The sequence below is a fragment of the Tahibacter sp. genome (genome assembly GCF_032229445.1).
In the GTDB taxonomy this organism is placed as follows: Bacteria; Pseudomonadota; Gammaproteobacteria; order Xanthomonadales; family Rhodanobacteraceae; genus Tahibacter.
In genome coordinates, this window is the sequence record NZ_JAVTWC010000039.1 from 16,788 (window position 1) to 33,512 (window position 16,725).

Consider the following 16,725-nt stretch of genomic DNA (forward strand, 5'->3'; position numbering starts at 1 on the left):
CGATTCCGGCAGAACATGGAGAGGCGCTGGAATGCCATGCGCCGCCCGTTTGAGGATCGCTGTGCGTTGCGCATGCGGGTGCCTGTGGCGGTAGTGGCTGTCGCTTTCGTGCGGCCGGGCGCGCAGTTGTTGCGGATCGAACCGGTGGGCCCGGTGCCCAGCCAATTGCCGCGGCGCTGCGGCTTGTGCTTCCGTGAAGTAGCGGCTCCTGTTCGATCCGCGTGAGAGAACTCGTGCGATGCGACAACAGTAGTGTGGCGTTGTCGCCATCGGTAGCGAGGAATGAACATGTGCATGGACTTCAGAGGTGTAGGGATATCTTTGTTTTTTTGTTTCGGTGCGATGACGGGGGCGGTGGCCGGCGGCCTATCGGATGCGCCCGTGCTGCTGACGGCGCCGCAGCAGGAATCCGGTTCGCTGTTCGGCAATTCCCTCGCGCTCTCGGGTGCGCGGCTGGCGGTCGGCGCGCCGTTCGTCACCGTCGGTGGCCTGGCCCGTGCGGGCACCGTCCACGTATTCGAATACCAGGGCGGTAGCTGGCAACACGCTGCCGCCGTCTCGCCGGATGTCCCCGTCGCCGAGGCCTGGTTCGGCACCGTCGCGCTGCAGGGCAATCGGCTGGTCGCCGGTGCGTCGCGCGAAGTGCACAGCATCGGTGCCCAGATCATCGGCGCACTGTATGTCTTCGACCGCGACGCCATCACCGGAATCTGGCAGCAGAAGGCCCGGCTGGGGCCGTCGGATCCCATCCCCTCCTGCATCGACCCGCCCTGGGGTTGTCACCTGTTCGGCAACAGCGTGGCGCTGGACGGCGATACCGTGGTCGCTGGCGCGCCGACGGAAAACGCACGCACCGGCGCAGCCTATGTATTCACGCGCACGCCGCAGGACCAGTGGCAGTTGCAGGCGCGGCTGACCCCGGGTGATCCGGTGTCGCATACCCAGTTCGGCAACGCCATTGCGATCGACGGCGACACCATGCTGGTCGGCGCCCATTTCCGCACGATCGGTAGCAACGACGACCAGGGCGCCGCCTACGTATACACGCGCGACTCGGCGGGGATCTGGTCGCAGCAGGCGCGGCTGGTCGCGGGCGACGGCGCCGCGGCGGATATCTTCGGCTTCTCGGTCGACCTCGACGGCGACACCGCGCTGATCGGCGCGCGCCTGGCCGATGTCGGCACGTCGCCCAATCGCGGCGCCGCCTATGTGTTCACGCGCACGGGCACGACCTGGACGCAGCAGGCGCGCCTGATCGCGTCCGACGGCGTCGGCGTCAGCACCGGAAGCGACGACGGCGATCATTTCGGCTACCGCGTACGCCTGCGTGACGGCCGTGCGCTGATCGCGCGCCACCCGGGTTCGGGCAATATCCCCGCGCCCGACCGCAACGGAGCGGTCTACCGCTTCAACGATTCCGCCGGCGGGTGGACTGAGCAGGATCACTTCACGCCCACCGACGGCTCACCGGGCGACAGCTTCGGCGCCGCGCTGGATTTCGGCCGGCGCTGGATCGCGGTGGGTGCACAGTACGAAGGCACGCCGCCTGATGAAGTGGAGGACCGTGGCGTCGTCCATGTCTACGACACCTGGCCCGACGACCGCATCTTCGCGGACGGGTGGGAAGCGGACCGCTGACGCAGCAGCACGGTTCTGACGCCGACACTTGCCTCGACGGTCGGTCGTGCAATACCCGCGGTGATAGCTGCCGCCGCTGCGTTTCGCTTTCGGTACACGGTGGTGGCGAGTGCGGGCCAGAAGGCCCGCACCCGATGCATCGCCTTACGCGTGCGACGGATTACCTACGTGGTATCGAAGAACCCGGATGCGGGTGTCTAAGTTGATAGCCCCCGTGTAGTCTCCGTCGTCGCATCCACAGGGGGCATTCGATGAATATCCAGACTACGCGCGATCGGTCCCGATCGCGCCCCGGCGCATTTGCGCTCGTCGCGCTCGCAATGGCGCTGATCGTTTCGTCATCGTCGGACGGCCTTGCCGGCACTCCGACCTACAGCATCGACATTCATCGCATCAGCGCTGGCGGCGGTTCACTGCGCAATGCCTGCTACCGGTTGAACGGCAGCGTCGGCCAGTCCGCACCGGGCTATTCGAGCGCAGCGACGTTTTCGGTGAATGCAGGTTTCTGGCCTGCAGTCGCCGTCGAACATCCCGACCAGCTGTTCTTCAGCGGCCTGGAGGCGTGCTGACCATGAAGAAACGTCATCTGTCCGCGCTGCTCGCCGCGGCGCTGTTCTGCTGTGCATCGCACGATGTTCTCGCCGCGCCGTTGGCGCCGCAGTCGTCCGCGTTCACCTACCAGGGCCGGCTCAACGCGAGCGGCGGCCTCGCCAACGGCACTTACGTCTTCACATTCACGCTCTACGACGCCGCAACCGGCGGCCTGCAGGTCGTCGGTAGTACGCCGATCCAGCAGTCGATCGCGGTCGTCGACGGCCTGTTCACGACCGACCTCGATTTCGGTGCGGTGTTCAACGGCACGCAGTATTGGCTCGAGATCAAGGTCGGCACCACGATCGCGAACCAGGAAATCCTCGCCGGCCGCCAGCCGATAGCGGCGACGCCGGTCGCACAGTACTCGCTGAATCCCGGGCCTACCGGCGCAACCGGCCCCGCCGGTGCGCAGGGCGTCACGGGCGCAACGGGTGCGCAGGGCGCTATCGGTCCGACCGGAACGCAGGGGCCGATCGGCGTGACCGGCCCGCAAGGCGCGCAAGGTGTCACCGGTGCAGCCGGTGCGCAGGGTTCGACAGGACCGCAGGGACCCATCGGCGTCACCGGCCCGCAGGGCGCGCAAGGCGTTGCAGGGCCACAGGGCGCAACCGGACCCGCGGGAGCGACCGGTGGCACGGGGGCAGCGGGTGCGCAGGGTGCGGCCGGGCCGACCGGACCGCAGGGACCTGTCGGCGCGACCGGGGCGCAAGGTCCGCAAGGTCCGCAAGGTGTGGCGGGGCCGCAGGGTGCGACCGGGCCCCAGGGATCCGCGGGAGCGACCGGCAATACCGGCGCGGCCGGCGCGACGGGGCCGCAGGGAGCGCAAGGCGCACAGGGAGCGCAGGGACCCCAAGGACCCCAAGGACCGCAGGGCGCGGCCGGCATGGCGAATCTCTACGGCGACGGTTCCGACGGCGCCGGCACCTTTGCCACGGTCGACTGGACCAGCTCGCCGCCCGCGAGCACGCTGCAGTTCACCAACCTCACCGTCAACGGCACGCTGACCGTGCCCAGCGGTCTCGTCATCCGGGCAACGGGCAATGTCGTCATCAATGGCCAGATCGCGGTCGCGAAGAATGCGTTGGCCGGCATCGGCATCGCCAACTCGGAAGCCGGACTCGGCAACAACAGCCTGGCGCTCGGCGGAACGGCGACGAATCCGTTGTTCGCTCGTCTTGTCGTCCTGCCCGGCCCCGTCGGCGGCGCCGTAGGGCCGTACCGGGCCAACAACACCTCGACACCGGCGGGCGGCGGCGGCACTGTCGTCATCGTCGCGTCGGGCTCGATCACGATTGCGGCCACTGGCTCGATCGTCGCCGACGGTGCGCTGGGTACGCCCGTCATTGCGTCGGCCAGCAGCGGCGGTGGCGGCGGTGGCGGCGGCGTCATCATCCTGGCGTCGAAAACGTCGATCGCCAACAGCGGCACGATCCGCGCCAACGGCGGCAAGGGTGCCGATGCACTGAACATCGCGACCGGCAGCGCCGCGTCCGGCGGCGGTGGCGGCGGCGTCGTCAACCTGCTCGCGCCGTCGATCACCGCTGGCACGATCAACGTCGCCGGCGGTGCCGCCGGCATTGGCACCAACACAAGCCCGAACACCGGCTGGGGCGGTGGCGGTGGCGCTTCCGGAGGCGCCGGCGGCAACAGCGGCAACCAGTCCACTCCCGCGACCGCCGGTAGCACCGGTCTTTCGTTGCAGAAAATCACCAGCGATCCATCGACGCTGTTTGTCGCACCGGTGCGTCGCTGAGGCTTCGTGGTAGTGCGGCACCGGTCAGGCGCGCTCGCGCCCTGACCGGGCAGGGCGGCAGGTTCACTTTCCGCGTGTTTTCTGGAACGCAGAAGGTGAGCCTGCGTCGTCGTTGGGGTAGTCCATGACAGTGAAGATTTCGGAGCTGCGTGAACTACTGGAGGCAGCACAACGCTATTTGGATCGGAAGATGCGGGCACTCAACAGGTTGGCCAGGATTCGACGTCGGAATTGGGCAGCGCTCTGATCTCACTTGTAGGAATTCGGGAGGAATTCGGGACACCCATCTGAGCTCGCGCCGCGTGCAACGAATCAGGAAATAGACCGATGAACATTGAGCAACTCATCACCCGGTACCCGCGCATCTACCACATGGCCGAGCAAGGTACGTGGGATAGCATCCGCCGGCGCGGCCTGCTTTCCACCTCGGCGACGCTTGACCTGTTCGCGGTAACCGGTGCCGCGCGTGCGGCGTATGAGACGCGGCAGCGCACGACGATGATGGCTGTATCGCAGGGCGGGGCAGATCGCATTGTCCTCCGCGATCAAAAGCCGATGCCGCCGGAACGCCTTGAGCGTGCGCTCAGCGATGGCACATCGCCCGCTGAATGGTATGCGCTGATCAACTCGAAGGTGTTCTTCTGGGCACAGGAGCACCGCCTCCTGACGCTGTTGAATGCTCGCGACTATCGGCACAAGGAACATGATGTCCTGACCGTCGAATCGGAAACTCTGGTCCGCCAGCATGCGCAGCGGGTGCGCCTTTGCCCGATGAATTCCGGAAACACCTGGCCTATGCCCCATCGCCGAGGAGCTGGCGTGTTCCAGTCGATCGCCGACTATCCCGTTCGACCCAATGGCGCGCCGATCAAGGAAGTGGTCGAGATCGTCGTCGAGCATTCGGTCCCGGACATCGCTCGTCATGTCATCGAAGTCCGGCGCATGAAGGGCGCCGATGTTCTCGCGAAGATCGCTTGAGGAGCGCCTCCGATTGCGGGTTTCCACCGGAGACTGTACAGGGCCGAGCTGGCGGGCTTCTCAGAGCACACGACGTGAAAACGATCGTCATCACGTCGCCAACTCACGCCGCCAGTAATTCTCCACCTGCGCGCGCTGGCGCGCCGTAAGGTCCTTGAGGACAGGTGCCAGCAGCGCATCGCCCTTGGCCGATTTGCCCGAGCGGTACCATTCCCGCGCCGATTCGATCAAGGCGCGCCGGCGCACGCCGAGATTGCCAAACGGATCGAAATACGAGTCGACGCGCGCGCGGTCCTTGACCCCATTCCAGGTGAATGCCGGGTCGCTGTCCATCCGGGCGATGCGCTCGTAGCGGGCAATGGCCTGGCGCGCGTCGATGCGGCCTTCCAGCAGATCGAGGCGGGTCGCCAGCAACTGCACTTCCGGCGTGTCGTCTTCGGCCTGCAGTTGCGTGATCTCCTCGCGCAGCCACGCGAAGTCCACATTGCCGGTTTTTGCCTGCACACCGAGCAGATTGAACGTGGCGATCGCAAGCCGGTACTCGCGCCGCTGATGATTGCGCACTTCGTCGGCGTCGGGTTCGCCGATGGCGGAGGGCTGGACGAGCACGATCGCAGGATCGCTGGCGAGAATCGCCTCGATGTCGCGCTTGTGGAATTCGCCGACGACGAGCAGGACAGTGCCGGCGGGATGCGCCTTGGCCGCCTGCGCCAGACGCTTGGCCTGCATGAACGTCCGGTACAGATAAAGGCGGCGCGGCAGGTCGTTGGCTGTCGTTGCGGCGGGCTGCGCCGCCCATTGCGTCACTTTGGCGACGTTGTCGGGATTGTCCGCGTGCAGCAGCCCGCGCTGCAGCGTCGCAGCCTGCGGAAACGACAGGAACTGGTGGAATCCCTGCGCCGGACGCGCTTCGGGTATCGCGTCCAGGTCGATGCCGAAGCCCAGCAACTGGTCTTCGCGGGACGGTTCCCAGTCGACCGGGCACAGTTCGACACCGGTACGCCGCGCGTACGGCAGCACGACACCCTGCACTTCGTAGGTGAACTCGTGGAAGTCGTTGCGAGCGAACGCGTCCGGCGTGCGCTCCACGCAGATCGCGTCGGGTTTGGCGCGATCGAGAAAAGCTTCCAGCGCGGCGGGCTGGTCACCGCGCGCAACCAGCTGAGTGGAGTGATCAACGCCCAGCACGATCACGCGTGTCGGCGCCGCCTCCGACGCGACGACACGCCAGGGCAACAGCAGCAGGAACAGCAGGAGTCCAGACAGGGAGCGACCACTCATCGGCACGATACTCGCGAGGTTTCGGCCAAGGATGCCGCGCGACGCTTTTCGGTCGCAACGGCATGGATCGGGCGCGCGGGAATTCGGGCTGCGGGCCTACTCAAACGTGCTGACGAACAGCCGGTCTACCAGCGGGCAGCCTGCGTTGTAGTCACTCTGGTACCTTGCCAGATCGGCCGACGTGATCGTCGGCAGTCCGTTTGCCGACAGTGAATGGTCGTAGTTGGCGCGCACGCTGCCTGCGTTGTACGCCGTAGTGAATGCGGCGAGATCGGTCGCGTCGAGAAGGTGATCTGCATTGAAGTCAGCGCGGCAGAACCCGGTGGGCGTCGAGCTGGCATCGTCCGGCTGCGCCGCGTGGTCGCGCTCGTCGCGATCGAAGTAGCCGTCGCCGTCGCGATCCACGCCCATGCGGTAGTGCGTGCCGCTCGGCACCACGGTGAAGGTGACCGGTTCGGCAGCGGTGGCAGCGGCGCGCAACGCGGCCGGTGTCGTCGGCGCGTTCTCCCGATCGGTCAGCATGATCGCCTGGGTCGCATACACGTAGCCGCGGGTTGCACTGTGCGCAATCACTCCGACCGATCCGGCGTCGGCCTGGGCGAGGTAGACGTTCAAGCGCGCGGTCAGCGCGGGATCGGCGTTGTTGGCGCCGTTGAACGTGATCTGCCTGCCGACCGTAGCGAACGTTTCCGTGTCGAACGTCAGCATGAAGGCCTCGACGTCGCGGCGCGCCTGTGCCGCCGTCGCCGGCGGCCCGAAGTTGAAGCCCACCTGCAACAGCGCGCTGAGCGAGTCGAATTCGGAATCGCTGTTGAAACCGAAGCCGCGCAGATTGGTCTGGCTGGTCTTGGACCAGCCGACCTTGTCCCACAGTCCACGCAGCTGCACCGCCTTCATCGGCTGTGGCGCCAAAGGTAATTGTGGATTATCGACGATATTCCGGGTGCCCAGCGGCAACGCATGGCAGACCGTGCAGGGACCGCCGCCGAGCGTAGGCTGGTTCTGGAAGATGTTCCTGCCGTTGGCCGGGTTGCCGTTGCCCCCGGTGACGGCAACGCTGGCCGGCAGGCTGCCGTCGGCTGCGTGATTGGGATTCGGCGGATAGGCCACGAGAGCGAGGAAGTTCTGCAGCTTGCCCATGTCCGCAGCGCTCGGCTCGCTGTCGCGGCCTTGCAAGCCGACGAACGCGTGCGAGAACGCCGACACGTTTTCCCGGTCGCCGCGCCAGTGCATGGCGCCGGCGTCGACGATGCCCTGCAGGCTCTGGGTCAGCATCGGTCCCTTCATCGGATGCCAAACCCCGCAGCTCTGTCCCGGCAGGCAGGTCAGGTTGACCGCCTTGAGCGCGCCCTGCGGATCGCCCAGATCCCAGGCGAGGAAGTCGGATTTTGCGTCGACGTGGCAACTGGCGCAGGCGATCTGGCCCAGGCCGCTGTTCGCGTGCGTGTCGTACAGCAGTGGCCGGCCCTGCCGGATCGCCTCGGGTGTGGGATCGAAGAACGCGGTGCGGCCGACCTCGCCCGGTGCGGCCGTGTCGATGCGCGAGATCGTCGCATCGAAGCGATTGAGCACGTACAGGCGCGAGCCACTCGCGTTCAACGCAAGCCCGGTCGGACCCTGGCCGACATCGATGCGCGCCGAGCGCGCGCCCGAGGCGTCGGTCACGATGACGTTGTTCGAGCCCATGCCAGAGACGAACGCGCGCCCGTCAGACGGGTGCCATACGATGCCGCGCGGGTCGCCGAGCGATTGTTCGCGCACTTCGGCCGGCGCGCTGCGAAGCGTGTAGTCCAGATGCGGGTTGAGGTCGGCGACCTGGGTCAGCGCCGCGTTGGCCGGATCGAACGAGCCGATCTGTACGCGCACGAAGATGCTTTGCACCTTGGGTTCGAAGCGCATCTGGTTAAGTGCCTCGGTGCCGACGGCGGCCACGCGACCATCGGGTTTCACGCCGAGCGCCATCACGGTCGTCATCAGGCGATCGGTGTAGCTCACGGCGAGGCTGTCTGTAGCGATCGTGGCAATGTCGTGGTCGAGCACGTTCCAGCCGACGAGGTTCGACCAGTTGCGGTTGTTGTCGTCCAGCCACTGACCGGCCGCGTTGCGGCGCACGATCTGGGCGACGCGCGGGGCCGTGCCATTGGCGGCCAGTTGCGGCGGATCGAAGGCCGCGCCGCTGTTCGGCGGCGGGTTCCGGCCGGCGTAGGGGCCGGCCGGATTGGACACGGTGGGAATATCCACGATGCTCGTGGCGTTGCCGGATTCGAAGAACGCGACATGGACCTGGCTTCCGTCCGGTGCCAGCGCCAGCGCACGCGGTCGCCGTCCCTGCAATGCCACGATGGTCGGCGCGGCGCTGAGGTCGGCCGGGTCGTAGCGTTTGACCTGGTTCGCTTCGGCGATGCTGACAAAGGCGCGTTGTGGATTACCGGCGAAAACCACATCGCCGGGTTCATCGCCCACGTCGAGGGTGCGGGTCACGCGCAGGGTTGCCAGATCGACCACGCTGATGTTGTCCGACAGGGCGTTGACGACCCAGGCCTCGGCGTTGCCGCGTGCGCGCACGCTGACGGGCTCGATGCCGACCGTGATCGACGCCAGCGGAGTCAGGCTTCCGTCGTCGGCGGCCACGCTGAATACCTCCAGGCGCTGGTCGGCCGTGTTGACCGCGAGCAGGCGGCTGCCGTCGGGCGTCAGTTCCAGCGGGTGGACCTGCGCGCTTTCCCAGCCGACGACCCGGTTTTGCGCCATCGCCGTGTCCGCCGCCATCGCCAGCACCAACACCAACACCAGCAGCCCGTACTTCGTGCGCATCCCCATGTCTTCACTCCGCCCGATTCGTCTGCTGCGGACACTGGGCTGCGAAATGGAAGGGAATGCGCAGATACTGTGGAGATTGCCGGGTCCTGCGGAATCGTGAAGAAATCGCGGAACTTGGGCCGGCCGGGTTTCGCGCCGCGGCATCTGCCATTACTGTGCGGACGTGCGCCTACGACTCTGGCATCAGCTGTTCCTGCTCAACGCCCTCCTTGTCGTTGCGGCGCTGGGTGGTGTGCTGCTGGTGCAGCAGCAGGCCTTCCGGCGCGGCCTGGTCGATTATCTGAGTGCCCTGGACCGGCAACGTGCGACGGCGGTCGCGGGAGTACTTGCCCGACACTACCGCGACGTCGGCAGCTGGGATGCGCTTCGACAGCGTCCACGCGTCTGGCTGGCGCTGGTCGGCGCTGGCCTGGAACGCGAAGGCGTTATGCCGGGCGACGACGACAGGCCTCCCGGCGAAGAAGTCCCACCACCACGCGCCGCTGATTCGCCGCCGCGCGCAGAAGAGCGGCCCACGCCGCAGGACGATGTCCTGCTGCGTCGTCCGGTTCGCCCGCTGTCGCCTGCGGACCGCCCGCCGCCGCGCCGGCCGGGTGGCATGGATTTGCCGGCGCGCCTGATCCTGCTGGATCTCCAGGGCAGGCACGTGGGTGGTGGCGGCGTGCTCGAACACGCCGACTTCGACGTGCCGATCGACGTCGACGGACGAGTCGTCGGTCATCTGAAGCTGACGCCGCTTCCGCGCTTGCGCGGCGAGGAGGATGTCACGTTCGTGCGGCACCAGACCTGGATCGCCGCCGGTGCCGGCGGTGTCGCACTGGTGCTCGCGCTGCTGGCGTCGGTTGCGCTCGGCGCGCGCGTACTGAGCCCGTTGCAGAAGGTCACCGAGGGTGCGCGGCGGCTCGCCGCCGGCGACTTCACCGCGCGCGTGGCGGCCGGTGGCGGTGAAATCGGCGCACTCGCGCACGATTTCAATCGCCTGGCGCTGGCACTGGAACAGGCGAGTCAGGCGCGGCGGCAATGGATCGCGGATATCTCGCACGAACTGCGCACGCCGCTGGCCATTTTGCGTGGCGAGATCCACGCGCTGGAAGACGGCATTCGTCCGTATACACCGGCAGCGATCGCATCGTTGCGCGTGGAGACCGAGCGTCTCGGCGCGCTGATCGACGATCTGTACCAGCTCGCGCTCGCCGACGTCGGCGCGCTGGCGTATCGGCTAGCGACGCTCGACCTCGGCGAGCTGTTGCGTGAAGCGGCCGCGGGCCATGCCGCGCTGTTGCGCGAACGCGGCCTGGAGCTCGAACTGCAGCTGCCGGACGAGGCGATGCACATCGAGGGCGACGCGCAGCGGCTGTCCCAGCTCTGGGACAACCTGTTCGCGAACGCCGCGCACTACAGCGATGCGGGGGGGCGCGTGCGCGTGCAGGCACAGCGCCTGCCGAAAGCCTGGCAGATCCATGTCGACGACACGCCGCCGGGCGTCGCCGAGGCCGATCTGCCGCGTCTGTTCGAACGGCTGTTCCGCGGCGACTCCTCGCGCAGCCGCAGCAGCGGTGGCGCCGGGTTGGGGTTGGCAATATGTAAAAGTATAGTGACGGCGCATGCGGGCAGCATCGTTGCCGCGCGTTCGCCGCTGGGCGGATTGCGCATCACCGTGCACCTGCCGCGTCGCGGGATCTCCGCATGAGCGGCGCGCGCATCCTGATCGTCGAGGACGAACCCAAGCTTGCGGCGCTGCTGCGCGACTATCTGGTCGCCGACGGATTCAGCGTCGATCATCTGGACCGAGGCGATGTCGCGGTCGCGTGGATTCGGCAGAACACGCCGGACCTGGTCCTGCTCGACCTGATGCTGCCCGGCCTCGACGGATTCAGCGTCTGCCGCGAACTGCGCGCGTTTTCGACCATTCCGGTGATCATGCTGACCGCGCGGATCGAGGAGATCGACCGCCTGCTGGGGCTGGAGCTTGGCGCGGACGACTATGTGTGCAAACCGTTCAGCCCGCGCGAGGTCGTCGCCCGAGTACGCGCGCAGTTGCGGCGTGCACACCTCTGGCAAGGCGCAGTCGCGCCCAAGCCCGAGATCGAACTGCAGCCCGATCGCTTCGAGGCGCGCGTGCGCGGCGCGCGGCTTCCGCTGACGCCGGTGGAGTTCCGCCTGCTGCAGGTGCTGATCGCGCATCCCGGCCGCGTGCACTCGCGCAACCAGTTGCTAGATGTGATCTATGTCGACCATCGCGTGGTCAGCGACCGCACCATCGACAGTCATGTGAAGAATCTGCGCCGCAAGATTGCCGACGCAGCCGGTGGCTATGATCCGATCCAGTCAATTTATGGCATCGGATACAAATTCGACGAAACTGCCTGAACTCGCGCGGCCGTTGCGCGAACCGCGTTGCCGCCTGGCGTGGCGCGGATGCGCGCGGCGGAATGGCCAACCCGGCGTCAGCGCCGGTCCGTTGACATGCCGTGGCGTTCGCGCGGCGGCGGTCCCGGTGGTCGGGGCCGAAGCTGCTCGAACCGTGCCAGTTGCTCGGCACTCAGCACGCTGCGCAGGCGCGTGCGGGTCTCCTCGTGCAATGCGTCCATCTGCTGCCGCATCCCTGCGCGGTCGGCATCCGCCTGTGCCTGCAGCGCGCGGCGTTTGGCGCGCTGATCTTCCATGATCTGCACGAACTGCGGCGCCTGCGCGGCATCGAGGCCAAGCTCGCGCGCCATGTCGGCAGGCGGGGGCGGGCGCCGCCCGCCGTGATCCGGTGCCTGTCCCATCGCGCTCGATATCGCGATCGCGTTCATGAGCATGAAAACCAGATGACGGTACTGCATGCGCTTCTCCTCGCTCCACGTGGCCACATTGCCTGGGTGCAGGGACGCAGGATGACGTCCCAGATTGCACCGCGCATGGAGGAATTGAGGAGAAGTCCGTCCTTGCGGCGCCCGATGCTGTTTTCACAGCGGAGGGGGCCGCATATCTTTCGGATCTGCGCCACTGATCTGAGACGGCGGCGAGGGCCGCGCCTCGCCGCCGTCTCCCGGACCTGTGCCGCGCCGTCAGCGCATTCCAGGTTGGGCTTCGCTTACTCGCTTGGGACACCGGGCTTGCGCGCAGTGTCGTGAACCAGTGCTTCGAATGCCGCCGTGCTACATCCGTGTTCCTTTCAGGACGCCTACGCCCACGGCCAGCAGAAGAAGCGATCCCAGCGAAAGCAGGAGCAGCGCTGAAATCTCGGGGGGGCCGAGAAACGCCCGCTGAGGATTCTTTGGATCGATGTAGATCTCTACGCTTCTCCCAATCGCAAAGTCGCCCATGCTGGACAGCGCGGTTTGCCTGGTAGCAAACCCGATTCGTGTCGGCGAATCGCATCGCACGATCCATTTCCGCCCAGCGGACGCGCATTCGACGACTACGATCGGCCGATGGTGGCCGGTCCCGTGAAGATTGCGGTGGGCGTGAACCTGATGCTCGCGCACGATTCCTCGGATGCGGGGCCAACCTGCCATCGCGACACGAAGCCGGACACGCTGCCCAAACAGCACAGACATGAAGATGCCTCCGCCGCACAAGACCAGGGCCATGAGAAGCGAGACTGTGTTCATCATAGGTCGAGTGTTTCCGATCTGATTCGAACCACGCGAGCACAGGCTGCCTGTGACCGAAGAAAATCCGAACACACCAGCGATCCCGCGCGCCAGAAGTCGTCGCGTCGAGGGCGTCGGCACCGGAACGGAGCCAGGTTTGCTTCCCGCATGTTTTCCAGAATACAGAAAGCGAACCTGGTGTCCTTAGCTTTACACGCTATCGTCCGGTTCAGCCGTCAGCGGAAAGCGTTCGTGCAGCCACGCCTGCCATACCGGTGCCTCGCGGGCGAGTGTGTCAGCCGCCTGATCGTCATAAAAATACAGGTTTACCCCGACCATGCTCGGGCCGCCGGGCATGCCGGCGACGCCGAGGGCCAGAACACCCGGCGCAGGTTCATCGATCCGTATCAGCGCGTCGTACGGGCTCCCGGTGACGTATTCGACGATGCCGCTGAATGGCGGGACGCCTGCCGGCGACGCGACGTGCTGTCCGACACGGATGCCTTGCAGTCCCGTGGCATCCAGCAGCGCTGCCCAGATCTCGGCATCCGTGCAGGCCGCGGAACTCCTCAGCTGAGTCAGCGCGGAAGACTGGCCGGCGAAGTTTGCGATGTAGATGCGCAGGATCGCCAGGAACCCCGACCACCCGGACTCGGCGCCCTGCAGCTGCTCGTCCCACGCGTCCGTGCTGGCAAACAGGCTGTGAACGATGCGCACGCGGCACAGGCCGCCCGCGCGCGCTTCGACGCTCCATTCGGTGGCCATGGGCGGCGCGCCGCCCCAGCCTTCGATCTGCTCGGCCGTATAGGTCCGCGGCGGATCCCATGCCGTCACCGCGCCACGGATTTCCGCGCCCGGGCCGAACTGGTACGTCACGGCGATGGGCGTGCCGTCGCGCTCCTCGAACACTGCCGGCACGAACCACGCCGAAATGCCCGGCCCGGTGGCGATGGCCTGCCAGACGTCCTCCGGCGTGCCGGGAACGTCGAATTCTGTCTGGATCGATCGGCGGCCGTTGGCTTCTTGCTTCACGCTCATGAGGATTCCTTGGTCTCGGATGTTTGCGGCAGGGGGTGCGCCACGACCACCAGGCGATGCGGGCGGCCGCCGGGGGCGGTGTCGTCGTGATATTTCGCGACGAGAGTCGCGATGGCTTCGGTGAGTTCTTTGCTGAACGCGGCGCGCTCCGTCGGTGAGCGGAAGCAAACCTCGGCATCCACCGCCAGGGTGGCCAGGCGTTTGTTGGCCTTTTGCGCGCGACGAACGAGGTCGCTCACGTCGCGAATGATCCGTGCACCCAGGGCAATGAGATAACTCGCGGACAGCCGGTCGACGTCCCGCTTCGGATCAACGGCGATGGGCCCCAGGGCGTTCGGAGAAACCACGTACGATGCGGCCGTCGCGACAAGCAACCGTTCCGTCAGCCCGCCCCACTTGCGTTCGTCGGCCAGCCGCACCAGCCCATGCGCCTCCAGCGCCTTCAGGTGGTAGTTGACCTTCTGCCGCGCCAGGCCGACCCGTGCGGCCAGGGATGCTGCCGAGGCGGGTGAGGCCAGTTCGGACAGGAGCCGGCTGCGCGTGGGCTCCAGGGCTGCCGCGGCGACCACCGGATCATCGATGACGTGGATATCGAGCATGCGCCGGACGGTAGCCTTGACAATAATTACTGTCAATGGCGAACCAAGGCTTCTGCCGGCGTCATCACACCGGGCGCCTTGCGCGCCTTCGACAGCTGAAACTCGTGGCTGGCAATGCTACGGGAGCGGAGCCAGCTCAGTTCGATTGGGGGTTATCCCCCGCGGTACATTCTGGGTTAACGCTACCATGTAAAAAAGATAACGTGAAATTGTGCTATTTGTTTATAAATGCCTGGTGACATGGCGCAGGTCAGCGCCGGGGGCAGTGGCAAGAACGCCGAAGACCTGCCGCACTGGTCCGACGCCAGCCGGTGCGAAGCGGTAGCTCACCGGGCAACTGGACTGGGCAGCGGTGGTGAACGGCAGCGTGCGGCACGAATTGTGGGTGTCCCAATCCATCGTCCCAATCCATCGGCATCCCAATCCATCGGCACGCAGTGATAGCAACCGCCGCTACCCGCGTAATGAAGTGGGAGCGGGCGGTGGTCTTGTGGCCAGAATGGCCAGCGCGGCGCCATCGCGCGAGCGCGCGGTTCTGGGGGAGGTGTTGGAAGAATCCGAGTTGTGGATGTCCTGATGCCGCTCTGTTGCCGCTGATGCCGGATGCTGTAAACGACGACGGTCAGCGCCCACGCACGCTGCGTTGTTCTGCGTTCGTCCCGGTTTTCTGGCGGCCACAGGCCTATTCGAAGGCATCCGCGAAGATCAGGTCTTCCGCCTGCGACCAGAGTGGCCCGCTGAGTCCCTGGTACCAGACGTCGGCCATCATCCAGCCGCCGTTGTCGTTGTGATGGATATGGTCGGCGACCATGCAGCCGACGGTGGCGCTAGTGGCCGCGCCGCCGGTATCGATTTCGCTGTCGTCGGAGGCGATGGTCGTCGGGCGCCCGGCGACTTTCGCGGGGATATGCCAGTCGGTGTCGCTCTGGCCCAGCGCATAGCAGGCGGCACTGCGGTTCCACATTCGGCGAGCGTCTCCGGGACTGGCCGGCAGAATACGCGGATCGAGCCCCGGCTCGGCGAACAGGAATTCGATCACCCGATGCTCCCAGAACGCGGTGGGCACGTAGTAGTGATCCATGGGACGACCCGGTGTCGAGGCGATCTGCGTCGGCGTTCGCAACGCATGGCGGTCGCCGGCGCAGATGGGTCCTTCGGAACTGGGCCATAGCGAGCATTGCCCCATCTCGACGGGTTTCTGCGTGATCAACACGGCATCCAGCGCCGCCGCTCCGTAGCGCCCGTCGTCCAGCAGCTCATCGGAGAGCTTACGCAACCACCCAGCGTATACCGCCAGCACACCGTCTTCCGCGCCGATCGCGCCATCGCAGTTCCAGTCCACCCGACCGCTGACGACACCTGAGGACGCCGGGCAGGGCAGGGCCCGTGCGCGCGGAACGCGCGTCGAATCCCAGACGTCATTGCCGTCCACCGCACCACTGGCATCGTAGTCGTCGATCGGCCAGCTGCGATTGGACGTGTCCTGGATCAATGCGATGCGGTAGTCCATCCGCTGCCAGCAGGCGGTCGGCGGCAGCATCTGCGTCACCGGATTCTGATTCAGCGGCAGCGTGCGGTCGTACCAGGTACACGGTGCCGAAGCGGGCTGCGCGCAGCTTGCGGTGATCGACGAATTGTTGCAGGTGCCAGTTGCCGGCAGCGGAAAACTGCCGTCGAGCAGGTGATCGATCTTGGCGCGGCGGCACGACCAGCGCTGCGCGTCGGCGCTCTCGCACCATTGTGGCGACGATGTCTCGCCGGCGCCGGCTGAAGCAGTAACACGCTCGTAGCGCGTGTCGCCGGGACTTACCGACAGCAGCGACCACAACATCCCGCCATCGCTCGGCGTGATGGCGCTGAACTGCACATAGTGGCGCGCGTCCTCGACATGTGCCGCGTCGTTCAGACTGGCGATCAGCTTGGCCGGGTACTGCCCTTGCCCGCTGGTGCTGTGGCCGATGATCAGGAAACCAACGTTGGTCGGGTACCCTGAAATGGTATCGGGAATACCCAAGCTGCCGAGCGCCCCTGCCGGGGAGGCGGCGACCAGTGCCGCTGCCCCCAGGCCAAGGCACGACCGGTAAGCCCACCGCCACTCGCCTTTGCGCATCGTCATCGTCGTTGCCTCGCCGGGAAGATCCAGTCGCCACCCTAGGCGAACGCGCGCCGCGCAATTCGGTTGACACGGGACGGATTGGCGTACGGATTGTGGGTGTCCCCATTCGGGAATCCCGGAAACGAATTCTGGGTGTCCTAATTCAGGTCGCGCTGGAAACACATCGCCGTTTTTTTCGGCGCCGCAAGGTCACGACCCGCGCCTTCGGATCACCGCACACGCCCTTGAGCGTCGCCGCTGACACGAAGCCAGGAAAGGAGAACAACTCGCGCAGGTTACGGCCCGTCTTCATCAGGGAATCCCCCAGCACACAGTCAGAGCAGGAAT

Annotated in this window: 15 protein-coding genes; 6 read left to right on the forward strand and 9 right to left on the reverse strand. The window is 66.4% G+C overall.

Translation table 11 applies throughout. From position 1 onward, the window contains the following. Window positions 1-381 precede the first annotated feature (381 nt). The 4 genes from RUU78_RS08385 to RUU78_RS08400 all read left to right on the forward strand — a co-directional run bounded on the left by RUU78_RS08385 (window position 382) and on the right by RUU78_RS08400 (window position 4,963). On the forward strand, window positions 382-1,638 hold the full coding sequence (locus tag RUU78_RS08385; protein ID WP_313915540.1) for a hypothetical protein: 1,257 nt from the start codon (window positions 382-384) through the stop codon (window positions 1,636-1,638). Between the two features lie 251 nt (window positions 1,639-1,889). Further along, the gene (locus RUU78_RS08390) at window positions 1,890-2,207 is read left to right on the forward strand and encodes a hypothetical protein (protein ID WP_313915542.1); all 318 of its coding nucleotides are present in this window, start codon (window positions 1,890-1,892) and stop codon (window positions 2,205-2,207) included. Window positions 2,208-2,209: 2 nt separating this feature from the next. Then, the gene (locus RUU78_RS08395) at window positions 2,210-3,985 is read left to right on the forward strand and encodes a hypothetical protein (protein ID WP_313915544.1); all 1,776 of its coding nucleotides are present in this window, start codon (window positions 2,210-2,212) and stop codon (window positions 3,983-3,985) included. 327 nt (window positions 3,986-4,312) lie between these two features. Further along, entirely contained in the window at window positions 4,313-4,963 is a 651-nt protein-coding gene (locus RUU78_RS08400; protein WP_313915546.1) for a hypothetical protein, read from the forward strand. 90 nt (window positions 4,964-5,053) lie between these two features. On the opposite strand, the gene RUU78_RS08405 is transcribed toward RUU78_RS08400, so the two are convergent. From RUU78_RS08405 to RUU78_RS08415, 3 genes are all read right to left on the reverse strand, one after another. Then, window positions 5,054-6,244 (reverse strand): hypothetical protein, encoded by a 1,191-nt coding sequence (locus RUU78_RS08405; RefSeq protein WP_313915547.1) that lies wholly within the window; start codon window positions 6,242-6,244, stop codon window positions 5,054-5,056. A gap of 96 nt (window positions 6,245-6,340) precedes the next feature. Then, window positions 6,341-9,064 carry a hypothetical protein gene (locus RUU78_RS08410; protein WP_313915549.1) on the reverse strand — a complete coding sequence of 908 codons (2,724 nt, stop codon included), beginning with the start codon at window positions 9,062-9,064 and terminating at the stop codon, window positions 6,341-6,343. A 169-nt stretch (window positions 9,065-9,233) separates the two neighbouring features. Then, a complete protein-coding gene (locus RUU78_RS08415; protein WP_313915551.1) occupies window positions 9,234-9,785 on the reverse strand; it encodes a hypothetical protein in 552 nt (183 codons plus the stop codon). Here RUU78_RS08415 and RUU78_RS08420 point away from each other — a divergent pair. After that, on the forward strand, window positions 9,750-10,754 hold the full coding sequence (locus tag RUU78_RS08420) for an ATP-binding protein (protein ID WP_313915553.1): 1,005 nt from the start codon (window positions 9,750-9,752) through the stop codon (window positions 10,752-10,754). The two genes, RUU78_RS08415 and RUU78_RS08420, sit on opposite strands and share 36 nt — an antisense overlap. After that, window positions 10,751-11,434 carry a response regulator gene (locus tag RUU78_RS08425; protein ID WP_313915555.1) on the forward strand — a complete coding sequence of 228 codons (684 nt, stop codon included), beginning with the start codon at window positions 10,751-10,753 and terminating at the stop codon, window positions 11,432-11,434. The genes RUU78_RS08420 and RUU78_RS08425 overlap by 4 nt, the downstream gene beginning before the upstream one ends. Window positions 11,435-11,511: 77 nt before the next feature. Here RUU78_RS08425 and RUU78_RS08430 read toward each other — a convergent pair whose 3' ends face one another. From RUU78_RS08430 to RUU78_RS08455, 6 genes are all read right to left on the reverse strand, one after another. Next, on the reverse strand, window positions 11,512-11,862 hold the full coding sequence (locus RUU78_RS08430; protein ID WP_313915557.1) for a hypothetical protein: 351 nt from the start codon (window positions 11,860-11,862) through the stop codon (window positions 11,512-11,514). Between the two features lie 345 nt (window positions 11,863-12,207). Further along, the gene (locus tag RUU78_RS08435; protein WP_313915558.1) at window positions 12,208-12,666 is read right to left on the reverse strand and encodes a DUF3592 domain-containing protein; all 459 of its coding nucleotides are present in this window, start codon (window positions 12,664-12,666) and stop codon (window positions 12,208-12,210) included. A gap of 189 nt (window positions 12,667-12,855) precedes the next feature. After that, complete coding sequence (locus RUU78_RS08440) at window positions 12,856-13,683, reverse strand: SRPBCC domain-containing protein (protein ID WP_313915560.1); 828 nt, start codon at window positions 13,681-13,683, stop codon at window positions 12,856-12,858. Beyond that, a complete protein-coding gene (locus RUU78_RS08445) occupies window positions 13,680-14,282 on the reverse strand; it encodes a helix-turn-helix domain-containing protein (protein ID WP_313915562.1) in 603 nt (200 codons plus the stop codon). The genes RUU78_RS08440 and RUU78_RS08445 overlap by 4 nt, the downstream gene beginning before the upstream one ends. Before the next feature lie 682 nt (window positions 14,283-14,964). Continuing rightward, on the reverse strand, window positions 14,965-16,398 hold the full coding sequence (locus tag RUU78_RS08450) for a hypothetical protein (RefSeq protein WP_313915564.1): 1,434 nt from the start codon (window positions 16,396-16,398) through the stop codon (window positions 14,965-14,967). A gap of 142 nt (window positions 16,399-16,540) precedes the next feature. Next, on the reverse strand, window positions 16,541-16,690 hold the full coding sequence (locus RUU78_RS08455) for a hypothetical protein (protein WP_313915566.1): 150 nt from the start codon (window positions 16,688-16,690) through the stop codon (window positions 16,541-16,543). Window positions 16,691-16,725 lie beyond the last annotated feature (35 nt).